This is a genomic window from Saccharibacillus deserti, from assembly GCF_013618475.1.
In the GTDB taxonomy this organism is placed as follows: domain Bacteria; phylum Bacillota; class Bacilli; order Paenibacillales; family Paenibacillaceae; genus Saccharibacillus; species Saccharibacillus deserti.
Genome location: NZ_JABJVN010000005.1, coordinates 322043 through 337899 on the forward strand (window position 1 = coordinate 322043; position 15857 = coordinate 337899).

General features: G+C 53.9%; 16 protein-coding genes and 1 rRNA gene. All 17 read left to right on the forward strand.

The annotated features are described in order from the left end of the window. The first annotated feature begins 7 nt into the window (after positions 1–7). Positions 8–700 carry a RadC family protein gene (radC, locus tag HOP44_RS15120; protein ID WP_172254726.1) on the forward strand — a complete coding sequence of 231 codons (693 nt, stop codon included), beginning with the start codon at positions 8–10 and terminating at the stop codon, positions 698–700. A 134-nt stretch (positions 701–834) separates the two neighbouring features. Continuing rightward, positions 835–1866, forward strand: coding sequence for a rod shape-determining protein (locus tag HOP44_RS15125; RefSeq protein ID WP_172195143.1), 1032 nt, complete (start codon positions 835–837; stop codon positions 1864–1866). 45 nt (positions 1867–1911) lie between these two features. Continuing rightward, complete coding sequence (gene mreC, locus HOP44_RS15130; protein WP_172254728.1) at positions 1912–2811, forward strand: rod shape-determining protein MreC; 900 nt, start codon at positions 1912–1914, stop codon at positions 2809–2811. Further along, positions 2808–3338: a rod shape-determining protein MreD gene (gene mreD / locus HOP44_RS15135; protein ID WP_172254730.1), complete on the forward strand. Its 531-nt coding sequence runs from the start codon at positions 2808–2810 to the stop codon at positions 3336–3338. The genes mreC and mreD overlap by 4 nt, the downstream gene beginning before the upstream one ends. Before the next feature lie 84 nt (positions 3339–3422). Next, a complete protein-coding gene (locus HOP44_RS15140; RefSeq protein ID WP_172254732.1) occupies positions 3423–4109 on the forward strand; it encodes a septum site-determining protein MinC in 687 nt (228 codons plus the stop codon). Between the two features lie 3 nt (positions 4110–4112). Beyond that, complete coding sequence (gene minD, locus HOP44_RS15145; RefSeq protein WP_172195136.1) at positions 4113–4910, forward strand: septum site-determining protein MinD; 798 nt, start codon at positions 4113–4115, stop codon at positions 4908–4910. A gap of 169 nt (positions 4911–5079) precedes the next feature. After that, positions 5080–6318, forward strand: a complete 1239-nt coding sequence (locus HOP44_RS15150; protein WP_172254734.1) for an Rne/Rng family ribonuclease — start codon at positions 5080–5082, stop codon at positions 6316–6318. A 169-nt stretch (positions 6319–6487) separates the two neighbouring features. After that, a complete protein-coding gene (gene rplU, locus HOP44_RS15155) occupies positions 6488–6799 on the forward strand; it encodes a 50S ribosomal protein L21 (RefSeq protein WP_172254736.1) in 312 nt (103 codons plus the stop codon). A gap of 14 nt (positions 6800–6813) precedes the next feature. Continuing rightward, positions 6814–7146 carry a ribosomal-processing cysteine protease Prp gene (locus HOP44_RS15160; protein WP_172254738.1) on the forward strand — a complete coding sequence of 111 codons (333 nt, stop codon included), beginning with the start codon at positions 6814–6816 and terminating at the stop codon, positions 7144–7146. Between the two features lie 22 nt (positions 7147–7168). Beyond that, entirely contained in the window at positions 7169–7480 is a 312-nt protein-coding gene (gene rpmA, locus HOP44_RS15165) for a 50S ribosomal protein L27 (RefSeq protein ID WP_172195128.1), read from the forward strand. Between the two features lie 210 nt (positions 7481–7690). Beyond that, positions 7691–8428: a Spo0B domain-containing protein gene (locus HOP44_RS15170; RefSeq protein WP_172254740.1), complete on the forward strand. Its 738-nt coding sequence runs from the start codon at positions 7691–7693 to the stop codon at positions 8426–8428. Positions 8429–8442: 14 nt separating this feature from the next. After that, complete coding sequence (gene obgE / locus HOP44_RS15175) at positions 8443–9753, forward strand: GTPase ObgE (protein WP_172254742.1); 1311 nt, start codon at positions 8443–8445, stop codon at positions 9751–9753. Positions 9754–10259: 506 nt separating this feature from the next. Further along, on the forward strand, positions 10260–10697 hold the full coding sequence (locus HOP44_RS15180) for an ACT domain-containing protein (RefSeq protein WP_172195123.1): 438 nt from the start codon (positions 10260–10262) through the stop codon (positions 10695–10697). Positions 10698–10787: 90 nt separating this feature from the next. Beyond that, positions 10788–12086: a homoserine dehydrogenase gene (locus HOP44_RS15185; RefSeq protein WP_172195121.1), complete on the forward strand. Its 1299-nt coding sequence runs from the start codon at positions 10788–10790 to the stop codon at positions 12084–12086. 27 nt (positions 12087–12113) lie between these two features. Further along, complete coding sequence (gene thrB, locus HOP44_RS15190) at positions 12114–13088, forward strand: homoserine kinase (RefSeq protein ID WP_172254744.1); 975 nt, start codon at positions 12114–12116, stop codon at positions 13086–13088. After that, entirely contained in the window at positions 13085–13969 is an 885-nt protein-coding gene (pheA, locus tag HOP44_RS15195) for a prephenate dehydratase (RefSeq protein ID WP_172254746.1), read from the forward strand. Before thrB ends, pheA begins: the two co-directional genes overlap by 4 nt. A 622-nt stretch (positions 13970–14591) precedes the next feature. Beyond that, positions 14592–15857 (forward strand): 16S ribosomal RNA (locus HOP44_RS15200); the annotation flags it as partial.

The following is a 15857-nucleotide window of genomic DNA, read 5'->3' on the forward strand; positions in this document are numbered from 1 at the left end:
GAACGTCATGGATTCGCAAGCTGTCCATCTGCTGCGCGATCTGCCGGGCGAAGAACGGCCGAGAGAGCGTATGCTTCAGTACGGCGCGGGAGCGCTGAGCCATTCCGAACTGCTGGCCATTTTGATTCGGACCGGCAGGCAGGGAGAATCGGCGGTGCATCTGGCCCAGCGTGTGCTGAACGAAGCGGGCACGCTCAAAGGCCTGGCCGATTTGAACCTGTCCGAATTGATGCAGATCAAGGGAGTCGGGCCTGCGAAAGCGGTGCAGATCAAAGCCGGAATCGAGCTTGGTCTTCGTTTGTCGCGCAGAAGTTCCGCCGATAAAGTCGTCGTGCGCAGTCCGCATGACGCCTATGAAGCGGTGGCCGTCGAACTTCGCGATTTGCGCAAAGAACATTTTGTCTGTCTGTTTTTGAATACGAAAAATCATGTGATCGGCACCGAAACGCTGTCGGTCGGAAGTTTGAACGCTTCGATCGTGCATCCGCGGGAAGTCTTTCGTGCGGCGATCAAGTGCAGCAGCGCTTCGATCGTGTGCGCGCACAATCATCCGAGCGGCGACCCCGCTCCGAGTCCGGAAGATATTTCGCTGACCCGGAGGCTGGTGGAAGCGGGACGCATTGTCGGGATCGATGTGCTGGACCATATCGTGGTGGGAGACGGAACCTATGTAAGTCTGAAAGAGCAGGGTTTGATGTGAGCATTCCGTCCCTATACGGACGGGTTTTATTTATGCGCCTGAAACAGAAGCGGCTTCCGTAAAAATCGGCTGTCCGCAGATGAAATACGCTTGAAAATACATCCGAATACGAACGAGAGAGGGAGTTTAAGAGAATGATGGGCAATAAAGATCTGGGTATCGATTTGGGAACGGCAAACACGCTGGTATATGTACGAGGAAAAGGAATTGTGGTCAGAGAACCTTCCGTGGTGGCAATCCGCACCGACACCAAAACGATTGAAGCGGTCGGCGAAGACGCGAAGAAAATGATCGGCCGTACGCCGGGCAATATCCGCGCAATCCGTCCGATGAAAGACGGCGTGATCGCCGACTTCGATACGACGGCGACCATGATCAAATACTTCATCAACCAAGCGCAGAAGAAACGTTCGTTCTTCCAGCGTCATCCGAACGTCATGGTCTGCGTGCCTTCCGGTATTACGGCTGTCGAACAGCGTGCGGTCGAAGATGCGACCAAACAGGCGGGAGCTCGTGAAGCTTACACGATCGAAGAACCGTTTGCAGCGGCAATCGGAGCGGACCTTCCGGTCTGGGAACCGACAGGCAGCATGGTCGTCGATATCGGCGGAGGCACAACGGAAGTGGCTGTGATCTCGCTCGGGGGGATCGTAACGGCACGTTCGGTGCGCGTAGCCGGCGACGAAATGGACGAGTCCATTATTCAATACGTGAAGCGCCAGTATAATCTGATGATCGGTGAACGCACATCGGAAATGCTCAAAATGGAAATTGGTTCCGCTATTCAACTGGAAACGCCGGAAACGATCGAAATTCGCGGACGCGATCTGGTCAGCGGCCTGCCGAAGACCATCTCGATCACCTCGCACGAAATCACCGAGGCTCTGGCCGATACGGTGAGCGCAATCGTCGAAGCGGTCAAAGTCACGCTGGAGAAATGTCCGCCGGAACTTGCGGCCGATATCATGGACCGCGGAATCGTTCTGACCGGCGGCGGCGCGCTGCTGCGCAACCTGGATAAACTGCTCGCCGGCGAAACCGGGATGCCGGTGATCGTGGCCGAAAACCCGCTGGACTGCGTAGCGATCGGTACAGGCCGCGCACTCGACAATATTCACCTGTTCAAATCCCGCGGAACCAGCAATTCGCGTTCCAAGCGCGGCTAACCCGGAGGCGAACCATGCTTACGGACAATTCATGGATGTTAGAAGGTGTTCGAACTGTTTAGAATGCTTGGAAGTCGGAAACTGTTTGTCCTGCTGATCGTGCTGGTACTGTTTATCGCCCTGATGGGCGTAACGCTCGGCGATCGGATCGGCTTGACCTGGCCGGAGAAATTCGTCAAGGACACGGTCGGCTATACGCAGAAACTTGTCAACAAACCGGCGTCGGCGCTGTCCGGATTCTTCGAAGACATTTCGGAGCTGGGCGGCGTTTACGAAGAGAATGAGAGACTGAGAATCAAGGTTGCCCAGCTTGATCGCGAGCTGATCGATTATGAGTCAGTGAAGACCAAAGTTATCGATCTTCAAAAGAATCTTGATTTTACACTAAACCAGACGAAGAATTCGGATAAACATTTCCGATTTGCTCAGGTTATTTCAGTCAACGAAGACGTTAACAATCCGACTATTAATATTGACGTCGGTGCTAAAGACGGGGTCGAAGTAGGCATGGCGGTAACGAGTATCGAAGGCATGGTCGGGATAATCAGCACTACGACCGATTATACGTCTACGGTTCAGCTTATTACTTCCCTGAGTCTGACGTCGCCCGACAGCTACGCCATTTCCGCTACCGCAACCGGCAAGCCCGGAACATTCGGCATTGTCGAAAGTTACGATGTCAAAGAAAAACTTCTGGTCATGACCGGTATCAAAAACGACGTTCCGAATAAAGTGATCGCCGTTAACGATACCATCGTTACTTCGGGCAGCGGCGGCGTATTCCCGGCCGGGATCGTGCTGGGTAAAGTTAAAGCGATCGAATCGAGCGAGTTCGGTTTGACGAAGACGGCCAAGATTATCCCTTCGGCAAGTTTTGTGGAATGGAAAGAACTGTTCGTCGTTGTTCCGGGACCGGAGCCTGCGGAGGGAGACGATACGCCATGACCTGGCGCAAGCAGATTCTCGCCTTGCTGCTATTCGTTCTGTTTCTGATCGAAGGCAGCGTGCTGCCCTGGTTCATGCCGCAGTCCTGGATTCCGCATCTTATGCCGAATCTGGTGTTCGTCTGTATCTTGTTTGTGACCGTATACCGTCACCGCTACGCGGCGATGGCTCTCGGTGTCGTCTTCGGGATGCTGCACGATGTCGTCTATTACGGAGCCATGCTGGGACCGTATGCGTTTACTATGGGCTTTACCGCTTATCTGCTGGGCTTGGTTTTTTCTCTTCCAAAAGCTCCGCTGCCGGTGATGCTTAGCGTGGTTATGCTCGGCAGCTTCATATTGGACAGTATGCTGTACGGCATTTATAGGGTGTTCCATTTCAACGAGCAGACGTACGATTGGGCACTCATCCAGTACATCATTCCCGATCTTCTGTTCCGACTGGTATTTGCGCTGATCGTTTACGTGCCGATCCGCCGGCAGTTCGACAAGATGCCGCTGCGGGTCAAAAAAGAAGATAACAAATAGGCGCGGCAGCAACTTTTATACGATTCGTGCAGGAGAAAGGGACCTTCGTCTCGAAAAGATTCAGTCGAAGGGGGAGCGGGGGAGATGTCCATCAAACGCAGTCTCATTACAATCAAGGGAATCAAGGACGGCCTCGTATTCCGTCTGGACGAACAGTGCGATTTCGATGAACTGTTGGCCGAACTGCAGGACATGCTGGAGAACAGCCATCAGGCGATCTTGAGCGGCCCGCTTGTCGCGATCGACGTACAGTTCGGCAGACGCCAGCTTGCGGACGAACAAAAGCTGCAAATTTTGGATATACTGCGAACCAAACGCAATCTGCTTGTCCGTTCGATTGAAGGCTTCAAGTCGGTCGAAGTCCGCGAGACGGCGGCGCTCCGTACACCGGTAACGACCATCAGCGGCATGGTTCGTTCCGGGCAGGTGCTCAGGCACGACGGGAATCTGCTCTTTCTGGGAGATGTCAATCCGGGCGGGTCGATCGTCTGTACCGGAGATATCTATATTCTCGGAGCACTGCGCGGAATGGCTCATGCCGGTTCGGAAGGCAGCGAACATGCGATTGTCGGCGCTTCCTACCTTGCGCCGACACAGCTGCGGATTGCGGAAGTGATCAGCCGTCCGCCCGACAGCGGCGAAGAGGAGAGTTCCCATCCGCACGAGACGCAGATGGAATTCGCCTATCTTCTGGACGGGCAGATGCAGATCGACAAGATGGCGAATATTGCCCGGTTGCGCCGGGATCTGAATGTGTTCAAAGGAGTGTAGAGAATGGGAGAGGCTATAGTCGTCACTTCGGGAAAAGGCGGCGTCGGCAAAACGACGACCACGGCCAATATCGGAACGGCGCTGGCGCTGCTTGGCAAAAAGGTTTGTCTGGTCGATACGGATATCGGCCTGCGCAACCTGGATGTCGTGATGGGGCTGGAGAACCGGATCATTTACGATATTTGCGACGTGGCCGACGGCCGATGCCGTCTGCACCAGGCGCTGGTTAAGGATAAACGCTTCGAAGAGCTTTACATGCTTCCGGCCGCGCAGACCAAGGACAAAAACGCCGTGTCGCCGGAGCAGATCCGCGATATCATTCTCGAATTGAAGAACGAATTTCAATACGTACTGATCGACTGCCCGGCCGGCATCGAGCAGGGTTTCAAGAATGCCATTGCGGGCGCCGATCAGGCGATCGTGGTCACCACACCGGAGAATGCGGCCGTGCGCGACGCCGACCGGGTTATCGGTCTGCTGGAAAGTTCGCATATCGGCTCGCCCAAACTCATCGTTAACCGGATTCGGCCGAATATGGTCAGAGCCGGCGAGATGCTGGATGTGGACGAAGTGCTGCAGGTACTCAATATCGATCTGCTCGGGATTGTGCCGGATGACGAAATGGTCATCAAGGCGGCCAATACCGGCGAGCCGACCGTCATGAATCCCGATTCCAAAGCTTCGATCGCTTACCGGAACATCGCCCGCCGTATACAGGGAGATACCGTCCCCCTGATGCAGCTTGACGAGAAGAAGGGGCGTTTCAATTTGTTCAAGAAAATTTTCGGTGTCGGCAGATAATGGGTCGGCTTAACCAAAAAGACCTTCCGCTTTCAAGCGGAGGGTCTTTTTTACATCTGAGGAGCAAAGGCGAAACTTTTCGACAAGAGAGCGCGTCTAGTGCTGTAGAGGCGGACGCAATACGCGTACTGCGCCGATTACCGGCGGCATGCCGGGCAAGAGGTGAAGCATGAAACAATTGGTTGTGCATAACGAAGCGGAGTGGACCGAGACGGCACTGCTGGAAGACGGACGGCTAATCGAATTTGCGGCGGAACGCGTGCGGGAATACGGCATGGCCGGCAGTTTTTACAAAGGACGCATCGTCAACGTGCTGCCCGGCATGCAGGCCGCTTTTGTGGATATCGGTTTGAAGAAGAACGCTTTTCTATATATCGACGACATGCTGCCCGCGCATCTGGACAAACAGTCCGATACCAAACCTTCGATCGAACAAATTGCCCGCAAAGGCCAGCAGGTGCTGGTGCAGATCACCAAGGAGCCGCTTGGAGGCAAAGGCGCACGGGTCACCATGCATTATTCGCTGCCGGGACGGTATATCGTCTACATGCCGGAAGCGGATTACGTTGCCGTTTCCAGGAAGATCGAGCCCGAGTCGGAACGCGTTCGGTTGAAGTCGCTTGGCGAGCATTTGCGCCGTTCCGGCGAAGGCATGATCCTGCGTACGGCGGCGGGAGACGGAAACGATGACAGCCTGGGCGAGGAACTGAAAAGGCTGCGGAGTCAGTGGGACTCGATCCGCAGCTTTGCCGAGTCGACCGAAGCGCCGCATGAGCTGTTCCGGGATCTGGATCTTGCGCAGCGCATGATCCGCGATGTGTTTAATCCGAACGCGGACGAACTGATCCTGGACGATGCCGAGGCTCGCGAACGTGCAGGTCTCTATATGCAGCGGATGATGCCGGGCGTTCAGCCGCGGGTGCGGCTGCATCGCGACCCGACGCCGTTATTCGAGACCTATCCGGTCGAGCGTCAACTGCACCGGGATTTCGGCCGCAAGATCTGGCTGCCGGGTGGAGGTACGCTTATCTGGGATCAGACCGAAGCGCTTACGGTGGTGGATGTCAACACGGGAAAATTTACGGGAGCGGACGGCAGCTTGGAGACGACGGTAACCGATACGAATTTGGAAGCGGCCGAAGAAATTGCGCGCCTGCTGCGCCTGCGGGATGTCGGCGGCATCGTGATCGTCGATTTTATCGACATGCAGGAAGAGAGCAACCGCCAGCGCGTACTTGTCCGGCTCGAAGAAAAGCTGTCGAAAGACCGGACCCAGTCCCATATCGTCGGCTGGACCAAGCTTGGGCTGCTGGAAATGACGCGCAAAAAGGTACGGGAGAGCGGGGCCGGGCTGTTTTATGAACCCTGTTCGACATGCGAAGGAACGGGACGAATTATGATTCGCTGATAACCGTTGACTTCGATCGCAAAGCATGCTAAGATACGTTGGTATGTGTGCCGGTGTATTTCACATTGCACAACATGCTGTAACCGCACAGGCCGGGTCAAAGCGATCTTCGCTTTGCGAAGAATCCACCCGAACCAGGCGAGTCTGAGACATGAGGAGGTGCAAGAAGATGTACGCAATTATCGAAACAGGCGGTAAGCAGTACAAAGTCCAAGAGGGCGACGTATTGTTCATCGAGAAGCTTGAAGCCGTAGACGGCGAAAGCGTGACGTTTGACCGTGTTCTGGCCGTTTCCCAAGAAAACGGACTGACAATCGGCGCACCGATGGTATCGGGAGCAACCGTAACGGCAAAAGTCGAGAAGCACGGTAAAGGCCAAAAGGTTGTTGTATACAAATACAAGCCTAAAAAGAACTACCACAAGAAACAAGGCCATCGTCAACCGTATACTAAAGTAACGATCGAAAAAATCCAAGCATAATTGAGGTTGATAACTTGGTTATCGTCCAAATTGTAAGATCGCCGGACGGGAAAATTACCGGTTTTAAAGTCGAAGGTCATGCGGGTTACGCCAATCGCGGCGAAGACATTGTCTGCTCTGCCATTTCGGCCATTACGGTCGGTACGGTGAATGCGGTCGAAGTCCTTACCGGAGCGGTAATGAAGACCCGGATGAAGAACGGTTTTCTCAGCGGAACCCTTCCGCCGTTCAAATCGAACGAACCCAAGGCCCAAGCCGAGTTGATTCTCGAATCGATGGTGGTCATGCTGGAAACAATCGTGACTTCTTACAGTGAATATATTCGGATCGATAAGGTTACAAAATAAGCAAAGAAGGAGGTAGACCATCATGTTGAAATTGGATCTCCAGTTATTCGCTTCCAAAAAAGGTGTAGGTTCGACGAAAAACGGACGGGACAGCCACTCGAAGCGCCTCGGCGCTAAACGTGCGGACGGTCAAGCCGTACGCGGCGGCGGAATCATCTTCCGTCAGCGCGGAACGAAGATTCACCCAGGAACGAACGTAGGTATTGGCAAAGACGACACTTTGTTTGCTCTGATCGACGGCGTTGTGAAATTCGAACGTCTCGGCCGCGACCGCAAAAAAGTCAGCGTCTACCCGGTGCAAGTTGCTGAAGTAGCAGCTTCCGTAGAGGCCTAAGACCTAACCGGTAATCAAGAAGCCTTCGGTATTCGTACCGAAGGTCTTTTTTTGTTCAAAGGTAGAAGAGGCGCAGATTCGAGGTAAATGGAACGAAGATCCGACACCTTGGATTTTTTTCGGATTCTGGGTATACTCAAACTGAGTCGTTTCCGCCGAAATCGCTGGGCCCAAAGTCATTTTTACTACGATCAGAAACGGAGAGAGCCGATGAGAAGGTGGAGAGACTTATCCGTATTGATGCCGCTGTCTACTGCAATTCCTTGGATTCTGGCTTGGATTTTTCCGGGAACGTTCACCTTTGTCCTGCTTGGGCTTTGGCTCGCTGCCGTGTTTTTTCTGCTGCCTAGGCAGGAGAAACGCCGCAGGGAAAACGAGCTTCACCGTTTAAGACAATCGCTGCAGAACTTTTTCCTGAATGTTTTGAGTCATCAGCGGCACGATTGGATGAATGATCTTCAACTGATTTTTGGCTATTCCCGGATGGGTAAGACCGACCGGATCGAAGAGATTATCACGCGGGTCAGCGGTGAAATGCACAAAGAAAGCCGGATTGCAAAGCTGGGTCTGCCCGAGTTCGTTTTCTATTTGACGACAGTCAAGGGAGAGAATCGGGAAGTGGCCCTGCATGTCAAAGCGGACGAAGAACTGTGTTATGCCGGAAGCTTGACGCCGGAAGAAGAAGAAGGATTGATTCGCGCCGTGCGCGCGGGGTTGTCGGCTTACCGTTATTCGGGGCTGGCAGCCAAAGTTTCGGAACCGGCGCTGCGGATCGTGTTCGGCGAAGAGAGCGGGGAAGCGACTTTGTTCATCGAACCGGAAAATGATCCGCAGGCTGTGCCCGTACTGCATCGTGCGGTTCAGGAAGCACTTGAGTCCTACTCGCTACTGACGGTATCTGCCGAAGGTGGCACGCTGATCCGTTGGAAGCTTCCTGTTCAAACTTAAAAGAGGTGACATTCATGTTTGTAGATAAAGCGAAGATTTATGTAAAAGCCGGCGACGGCGGAGACGGTGTCGTAGCGTTCCGGCGTGAAAAATATGTACCGAACGGAGGACCTGCCGGCGGAGACGGCGGTAGAGGCGGAGACGTTATCTTCCGCGTTGACGAAGGTCTGCGTACCTTGATGGATTTCCGGTACCAGCGCCATTTCAAAGCCAAGCGCGGAGAAAAAGGACGCAACAAGAATCAGTACGGAGCGAACGCCGAACATTTGGTTGTCCGGATTCCTCCCGGTACGCTGATTATCGATGACGATACCCAGGAAGTTCTGGCGGATATGACCCGTAACGGTCAGGAAATCGTCGTCGCTCGCGGAGGACGCGGAGGGCGCGGCAATGTTAAATTGGCCACGCAGAACAATACGGCTCCGGAACTTGCGGAGAACGGCGAAGAAGGCAAAGAGCGCTATATCGTGCTTGAGCTTAAAGTCATGGCCGATGTCGGTCTGGTCGGCTTCCCGAGCGTGGGCAAGTCGACCCTGCTGTCCGTCGTATCGGCAGCAACGCCGAAGATCGGAGCTTACCACTTCACAACCATTACGCCAAACCTCGGGGTCGTCGAGATCGACGAAGGCCGCAGTTTCGTGATGGCCGATCTGCCGGGTCTGATCGAAGGCGCGCACGAAGGCGTCGGCCTGGGGCACGAGTTCCTGCGCCATGTCGAGCGGACCCGCGTCATTATCCACGTCGTGGATATGTCCGGTTCCGAAGGACGGGATCCGTTCGACGACTGGCTGAAGATTAACGAAGAAATCAAGCTGTACAATGCGGAGCTCGAGAAGCGTCCGCAGATTGTCGCGGCCAACAAAATGGATATGCCGGATTCGGAAGAAAACCTCCGCATTTTCAAAGAAAAAGTGGCGGAAATCAATCCGGATCTCGAGATCATGTCGATTTCTTCGCTGACCCGTAAAGGCGTGAAGGAACTGATGTATCGCGCAGTCGATGTGCTGGATTCGATTTCGGACGTTCCGGCTATCGAAGAAGCCACCGATCAGACCGAGCGCAAAGTCTACCGGGCCGAAGAAGCCAAAGAAGAAGGCTTTACGGTTCGGCGCGAGAACGAAATGTTCGTTGTGGAGAGTGTCCAAATCGAGCGCATGATGAAGCGGATGCAATTGACTACGCACGATGCGATTCTTAAATTGGCACGTACACTGCGCCACATGGGCGTGGACGAAGAGCTGCGCAAGCGCGGTGCAAAGGACGGCACGATCGTTCGGATCGCGGACTTCGAGTTCGAGTTCGTTGAGGGCAGCAGTTACTATTGAGCAGGCGAGCGGTTTGCGCTTGTCGCTCCGGGTTGTTTTCCTCTGCGGGCTCTAATCGAGTCCGGCAGTAAGGGGAAAGCCAAAAGTCGCTCCAATCGCAAACCGCTCGCCGGGATGGGGGAGAGGGAAGAAGTTCCCTCGCCTTCATGTAGGGCTCGGGGAGAGATTTGGCGGCTTTTTTTGTCCACCGCCGTAGGGTGAGCTTAAGGGGATCGCAGGCGCAGCCCAATATGGCCGCTATGCGATGAAACCCTCGGAAGATCGCAGGCGCAGCCTCTTAGGGCTGCTGTGCGATCGGGATACATTAAAAACAAACAAAAAATAAAGCGGAAGCCTTCTCCATTTCGGGGAACAGGCTTTCGCTTTTTTGTTGAAAAAAGTTGATGTTTTTCTGCAAGGATAACGTGTCGTGTAACTTTTTTGCTGCAAAGGGTTGACGCTGAGTTGGTTTCTTCGATATAATGTCCGCTATATGAAAACATCAGTCTTTAAGGAGAGGACGTTATATGAAAGAGCGTTATTATCTGGCCAGAGAAGATATTTTGCCCGAAGCGATTTTGAAAACCCTGCATGTCAAAGAGCTGCTTGCAGGAGGCCAGGCGAAGACGGTTAATGAAGCGGTAGCGATCGCAGGCATCAGCCGAAGCGCTTTTTACAAATACAAAGACGGGATCCATCAGGTCAACCAGTTGGATCGGGAAAGACTGGTGACATTATCCCTTCTGCTGGAACACCGGGCGGGCGTATTGTTCAAAGTATTGGGATTGATTGCGGAAAGCGGAGGGAACGTACTGACCATCAATCAGAGCATTCCCCTGCAGGGAACGGCAAATGTGGTATTATCGGTAGAAACGTCCCGGCTGCACGATGAACTGAGCGGACTGACGGCATCGCTGGAGTCGTTGGCGGGCGTCAGCCGGGTTGTCGTGATCGGACAGGGATAAGCCGGCAGGCAATCGCTTGGAAATCGGAACAGGCAGCAGAGACGGCGAAACAGGAACCGAATCAGAAACTGCACAGGGACGGGGAGGAAAATGTACGTGAGTAACAAACCGATAAAGGTAGGACTGCTCGGTCTCGGTACGGTAGGCACGGGTGTCGTCCGGATCGTGGATATGCATCAGGAAGACTTGAGCGGACAAGTGGGCTCGCCGATCATCATCGAAAAGATTTCGGTCAAGGACCGGGAAAAGGTGCGCAACATTCCGATCGATCCGTCCAAATTGACCGACGATCCTTGGGAAGTCATCCATGACCCGGAGATCGACGTGATTGTGGAAGTGATGGGCGGCGTCGAGCAGACCCGTACCTATATTCTCGAAGCATTGGCCCGGGGCAAACATATCGTAACGGCGAACAAGGATTTGATGGCGCTTTACGGCACGGAGATTTTGGCCAAAGCGCAGGAAATGAAATGCGATGTCTTTTATGAAGCGAGTGTAGCCGGCGGGATTCCGATCATCCGTACCCTGATCGAAGGATTCTCGTCGGATCGGATCACGAAAATTATGGGCATTGTGAACGGAACGACCAATTACATGCTGACCAAAATGAGCAAAGAAGGCGTATCGTACGAGGATGTGCTTACCGAAGCGCAGCAGCTCGGCTATGCGGAGTCCGATCCGACATCCGATGTCGAAGGGCTCGACGCGGCCCGCAAGATGACGATTCTCGGGACACTCGGTTTCCGTACGAACGTGGAATTGGCCGATGTGAGCGTCAAAGGCATCACGGGCGTCAGCCAATCGGACATCGCCTATGCCAAAAATCTCGGTTACGTCATCAAGCTGCTCGGCATCGCCGACCGCGAAGACGATGCGATCTCGATCAGCGTACAGCCGACCATGGTCAAAGCCTCGCATCCGATCGCATCCGTCAACGGTGTTTTTAACGCGGTTTATGTGCATGGAGAAGCGGTAGGGGAAACCATGTTCTACGGAGCGGGTGCAGGCGAGATGCCGACTGCCACTTCGGTTGTCGCCGACCTGGTGTCGGTGATCAAGAATCTGCGGCTGGGCGTCAACGGACTGAAGCATATCGCGCCGCACAAACCGAAAAGGCTCAAGAACGATACGGAAATCTCGTTCAAAAACTTCATTTTGCTCCATGTGGACGATAAAGCGGGAGTTTTGGCACGGATTACGCAGATTTTCACCGAGTACGAGGTCAGTCTGGCGTCCGTGGTTCAACAGCCCAACGAGCTTAATCCGAATGCGGAGATCGTGATCGTCACGCACAAGGCGAGCAAGGAAAGTATCGATAAGGTGTTGAGACGCTTTGAAGAACTTGAAGTGGTTCGCAGAGTGGTCAGCGTCTATCGGGTAGAAGGATAACACGCAGTCGTCGGAAGGAGCGGAAAGATGAAGAATGCAAGCGCCGGGTCGGTACGTGTAAGAGTGCCGGCCAGTACGGCTAACCTGGGACCCGGTTTCGATACGCTCGGGATGTCGCTTTCCCTGTATATTTGGATCGAAATGAGCCGGGCGGAGCAAACAAGCGTCCGCTTTGAAGGAGAAGGATTCGAAGGGATTCCGACCGACAAAGAAAACCTGATTTACAAAGTCGCCCGTCTCGTGTTTGAAGCGGCGGGAGAAGAAGCGCCGGAGCTTGCGATCGCAATGCGTTCGGATATTCCGCTGACGCGCGGTTTGGGCAGCAGCGCTTCCGCGATTATTGCGGGAATGGTAGCGGCGAATGCCCTGGTCGAGTCTCCTCTTTCCAAAAGCCGTCTGTTTGACCTGGCTACGGGACTGGAGCGTCATCCGGATAATGTCGGCGCTTCGCTGTTCGGCGGTATTATTGCGGCGGCGTGGGATGGCGAGCACGCGGATTATGTCCGGATCGAACCGCCGCGGAATCTTCGGGTGCTGGCGCTTATTCCCGAATTCGAATTGGCTACTTCGGCGGCGCGCGCGGTTCTTCCGGATCGGTTGAGTCTGCAGGACGCCGTTTATAACATCAGCCGCTCTTCCCTGCTTACCGCCGCTTTGGCATCGGGAAGACTCGACTTGCTGGAATTTGCCATGCGCGACCGGATCCACCAGCCTTACCGGGCCGCTCTTGTTCCCGGAATGGAAAAGATATTGGCCGAAGCTTCACTGAACGGCGCACTCGGAGCGGCTTTGAGCGGAGCGGGACCCACTTTGCTCGCGCTCGTTGACCGTGAGAGCACACGTCAAAGCGAACTTGAATCCTTTATGAAGAATGTCATGCGGGAAAACGGCATCGAGGCGCGTACCCTGTGGCTCGAACCCGATTTGGAAGGTGCCGTTTGCGAAAGCGGAAGTTATTCGGAACCCTTTTTGCCTATGATCAAAGGAGATCTTTCATCATGAAACGTATTGCTCTTCTTCCTGCCGGTTCGGTCTCTCACGAAGCGGTCGATTATCTGCTGGCAAATGAACCGGTTCAATTTCTTTATTACAAAGTCATTTCCGATGTGTTTATGGCCGTAGTGAACGGTGAAGCCGATTACGCGGTGATTCCGGTCGAAAATACAATCGAGGGTTCCGTCAGTCTGCACATGGATTGGCTCGTTAACGAAGTCGATATTCCGATGCGGGCCGAATGGGTATACCCGTCGATCCAGAATCTTGTGGGACGGCGGGAGGAATTTGCGGATGCAGACGGGGCAGTCGATTTTTCGAAAATACGCAAAGTGCTTTCCCACCCTGTTGCGATCGCGCAGTGCCGGGCCTTCATCTCCGAGCATCTGCCGCATGCCGAATTGGAGAATGCCAGCAGTACCGCGGAAGGAGCCGCCCAGGCAGCGGCTCATCCGGGCAGCGGCTGGGCGGCTTTTTCTACCCGGCTCGGTGCGGAACGTTACGGTCTGGATCTTTTGGCGCAGCGGGTAACCGATCACAATAACAATTATACCCGCTTTGTGCTGATCGGCCCCGAACCGCTGAACTTATCCAAAGAAAGTGAACATGAAAAAACAAGCGTACAGGTCATTTTGCCGGAAGATTACGCGGGCGCCCTGCATCAAGTGCTGTCGGCTTTTGCCTGGAGAAGGCTGAACCTGTCGCGGATCGAATCCCGTCCAACCAAAAAGAAACTTGGAAATTATTACTTCTATATCGATGTGCTGGTGGCCGGGGATTCGATCCTGTTCCAGGCAGCCGTCGAAGAAATCGAAGCGCTGGGCTGCCAGGTTCGGATTCTCGGCTCGTATTCCTGCTACCCCTACGAATCGGGAGAAACCGAAGTCTAGAGATTCTTCAAAATCAAGCAAGTGCTTGTAGAATCCGGGATAGGCAGGATACCTTCGTACTGCGGATAGCGAAAATCAGACAGGGGGGAAGGAGCGCCAAGCGCTCCTTTTTCTTGTGTTGAAGCAGGGTGGCAAATCTATTCCCTTAAAGCATGAAAGTTGCCCGATGTAAAAATAATTGGCAATAGGCTTGAAAAGTGAACGAAGCGATGGTATACTAAAAGTCCAGTCGAGTTGAGGCTTGACCGGACGTTCGAGTTCGGAAAGCACGTCTTACAAGGAATCGAAAATTCAACTTCGTAAGAAGCTGACAAAAAGATTTTAAAAAAAGACTTGCAAAACGAAAACGAACATGCTAATATATAAGAGTTGCTGCTGCGAGAGAAACACAAACAGCGGAAACGAAAACAACGAGTTTGTTCCTTGAAAACTGAACAGTAAGTGAGTCGCGACGATGAAGATCGTCGTGAGAACGGATCTTCAAATGGCCGACCCCTTTGGGCAAGGTGATTTGAAGGTCCCGCGACAAGCGAAAGCTTGAAGCGTATAGAGAATGAAAATTCTCGCCACGTTTTAACGAGCACATGGTGCTTTCTTTTAAACGGCGACTTCGGTCGCCACCTTAATGGAGAGTTTGATCCTGGCTCAGGACGAACGCTGGCGGCATGCCTAATACATGCAAGTCGAGCGGAGTATTCGAGAAGCTTGCTTCTCGGATGCTTAGCGGCGGACGGGTGAGTAACACGTAGGCAACCTGCCTGACAACCTGGGATAACTTCCGGAAACGGATGCTAATACCGGATACATCGTTTCTTCGCCTGGAGAGATGAGGAAAGACGGCGCAAGCTGTCGGTGTCAGATGGGCCTGCGGCGCATTAGCTAGTTGGTGGGGTAACGGCTCACCAAGGCGACGATGCGTAGCCGACCTGAGAGGGTGAACGGCCACACTGGGACTGAGACACGGCCCAGACTCCTACGGGAGGCAGCAGTAGGGAATCTTCCACAATGGGCGAAAGCCTGATGGAGCAATGCCGCGTGAGTGATGAAGGTTTTCGGATCGTAAAGCTCTGTTGCCAGGGAAGAACGTCCGGGTGAGTAACTGCACCCGGAGTGACGGTACCTGAGAAGAAAGCCCCGGCTAACTACGTGCCAGCAGCCGCGGTAATACGTAGGGGGCAAGCGTTGTCCGGAATTATTGGGCGTAAAGCGCGTGCAGGCGGCGGTTTAAGTCGGATGTTTAAGATCGGGGCTCAACCCCGATTCGCATCCGAAACTGGGCCGCTTGAGTGTAGGAGAGGAAAGTGGAATTCCACGTGTAGCGGTGAAATGCGTAGAGATGTGGAGGAACACCAGTGGCGAAGGCGACTTTCTGGCCTATAACTGACGCTGAGGCGCGAAAGCGTGGGGAGCAAACAGGATTAGATACCCTGGTAGTCCACGCTGTAAACGATGAGTGCTAGGTGTTCGGGGTTTCGATACCCTGGGTGCCGAAGTTAACGCATTAAGCACTCCGCCTGGGGAGTACGGTCGCAAGACTGAAACTCAAAGGAATTGACGGGGACCCGCACAAGCAGTGGAGTATGTGGTTTAATTCGAAGCAACGCGAAGAACCTTACCAGGTCTTGACATCGGCATGACCGGCTTAGAGATAAGCCTTTCCTTCGGGACATGCCAGACAGGTGGTGCATGGTTGTCGTCAGCTCGTGTCGTGAGATGTTGGGTTAAGTCCCGCAACGAGCGCAACCCTTGACTTTAGTTGCCAGCAGGTTAAGCTGGGCACTCTAGAGTGACTGCCGGTGACAAACCGGAGGAAGGCGGGGATGACGTCAAATCATCATGCCCCTTATGACCTGGGCTACACACGTACTACAATGGCCGGTACAGAGGG

What these genes read in the sequence shown, in the direction of transcription:
- radC (WP_172254726.1), top strand. Translation starts at nt 8, where the DNA reads ATGGATTCGCAAGCTGTCCATCTGCTGCGCGATCTGCCGGGCGAAGAA.
- HOP44_RS15125 (WP_172195143.1), top strand. Translation starts at nt 835, where the DNA reads ATGATGGGCAATAAAGATCTGGGTATCGATTTGGGAACGGCAAACACG.
- mreD (WP_172254730.1), top strand. Translation starts at nt 2,808, where the DNA reads ATGACCTGGCGCAAGCAGATTCTCGCCTTGCTGCTATTCGTTCTGTTT.
- HOP44_RS15140 (WP_172254732.1), top strand. Translation starts at nt 3,423, where the DNA reads ATGTCCATCAAACGCAGTCTCATTACAATCAAGGGAATCAAGGACGGC.
- minD (WP_172195136.1), top strand. Translation starts at nt 4,113, where the DNA reads ATGGGAGAGGCTATAGTCGTCACTTCGGGAAAAGGCGGCGTCGGCAAA.
- HOP44_RS15150 (WP_172254734.1), top strand. Translation starts at nt 5,080, where the DNA reads ATGAAACAATTGGTTGTGCATAACGAAGCGGAGTGGACCGAGACGGCA.
- rplU (WP_172254736.1), top strand. Translation starts at nt 6,488, where the DNA reads ATGTACGCAATTATCGAAACAGGCGGTAAGCAGTACAAAGTCCAAGAG.
- rpmA (WP_172195128.1), top strand. Translation starts at nt 7,169, where the DNA reads ATGTTGAAATTGGATCTCCAGTTATTCGCTTCCAAAAAAGGTGTAGGT.
- HOP44_RS15170 (WP_172254740.1), top strand. Translation starts at nt 7,691, where the DNA reads ATGAGAAGGTGGAGAGACTTATCCGTATTGATGCCGCTGTCTACTGCA.
- obgE (WP_172254742.1), top strand. Translation starts at nt 8,443, where the DNA reads ATGTTTGTAGATAAAGCGAAGATTTATGTAAAAGCCGGCGACGGCGGA.
- HOP44_RS15180 (WP_172195123.1), top strand. Translation starts at nt 10,260, where the DNA reads ATGAAAGAGCGTTATTATCTGGCCAGAGAAGATATTTTGCCCGAAGCG.
- HOP44_RS15185 (WP_172195121.1), top strand. Translation starts at nt 10,788, where the DNA reads ATGTACGTGAGTAACAAACCGATAAAGGTAGGACTGCTCGGTCTCGGT.
- thrB (WP_172254744.1), top strand. Translation starts at nt 12,114, where the DNA reads ATGAAGAATGCAAGCGCCGGGTCGGTACGTGTAAGAGTGCCGGCCAGT.
- pheA (WP_172254746.1), top strand. Translation starts at nt 13,085, where the DNA reads ATGAAACGTATTGCTCTTCTTCCTGCCGGTTCGGTCTCTCACGAAGCG.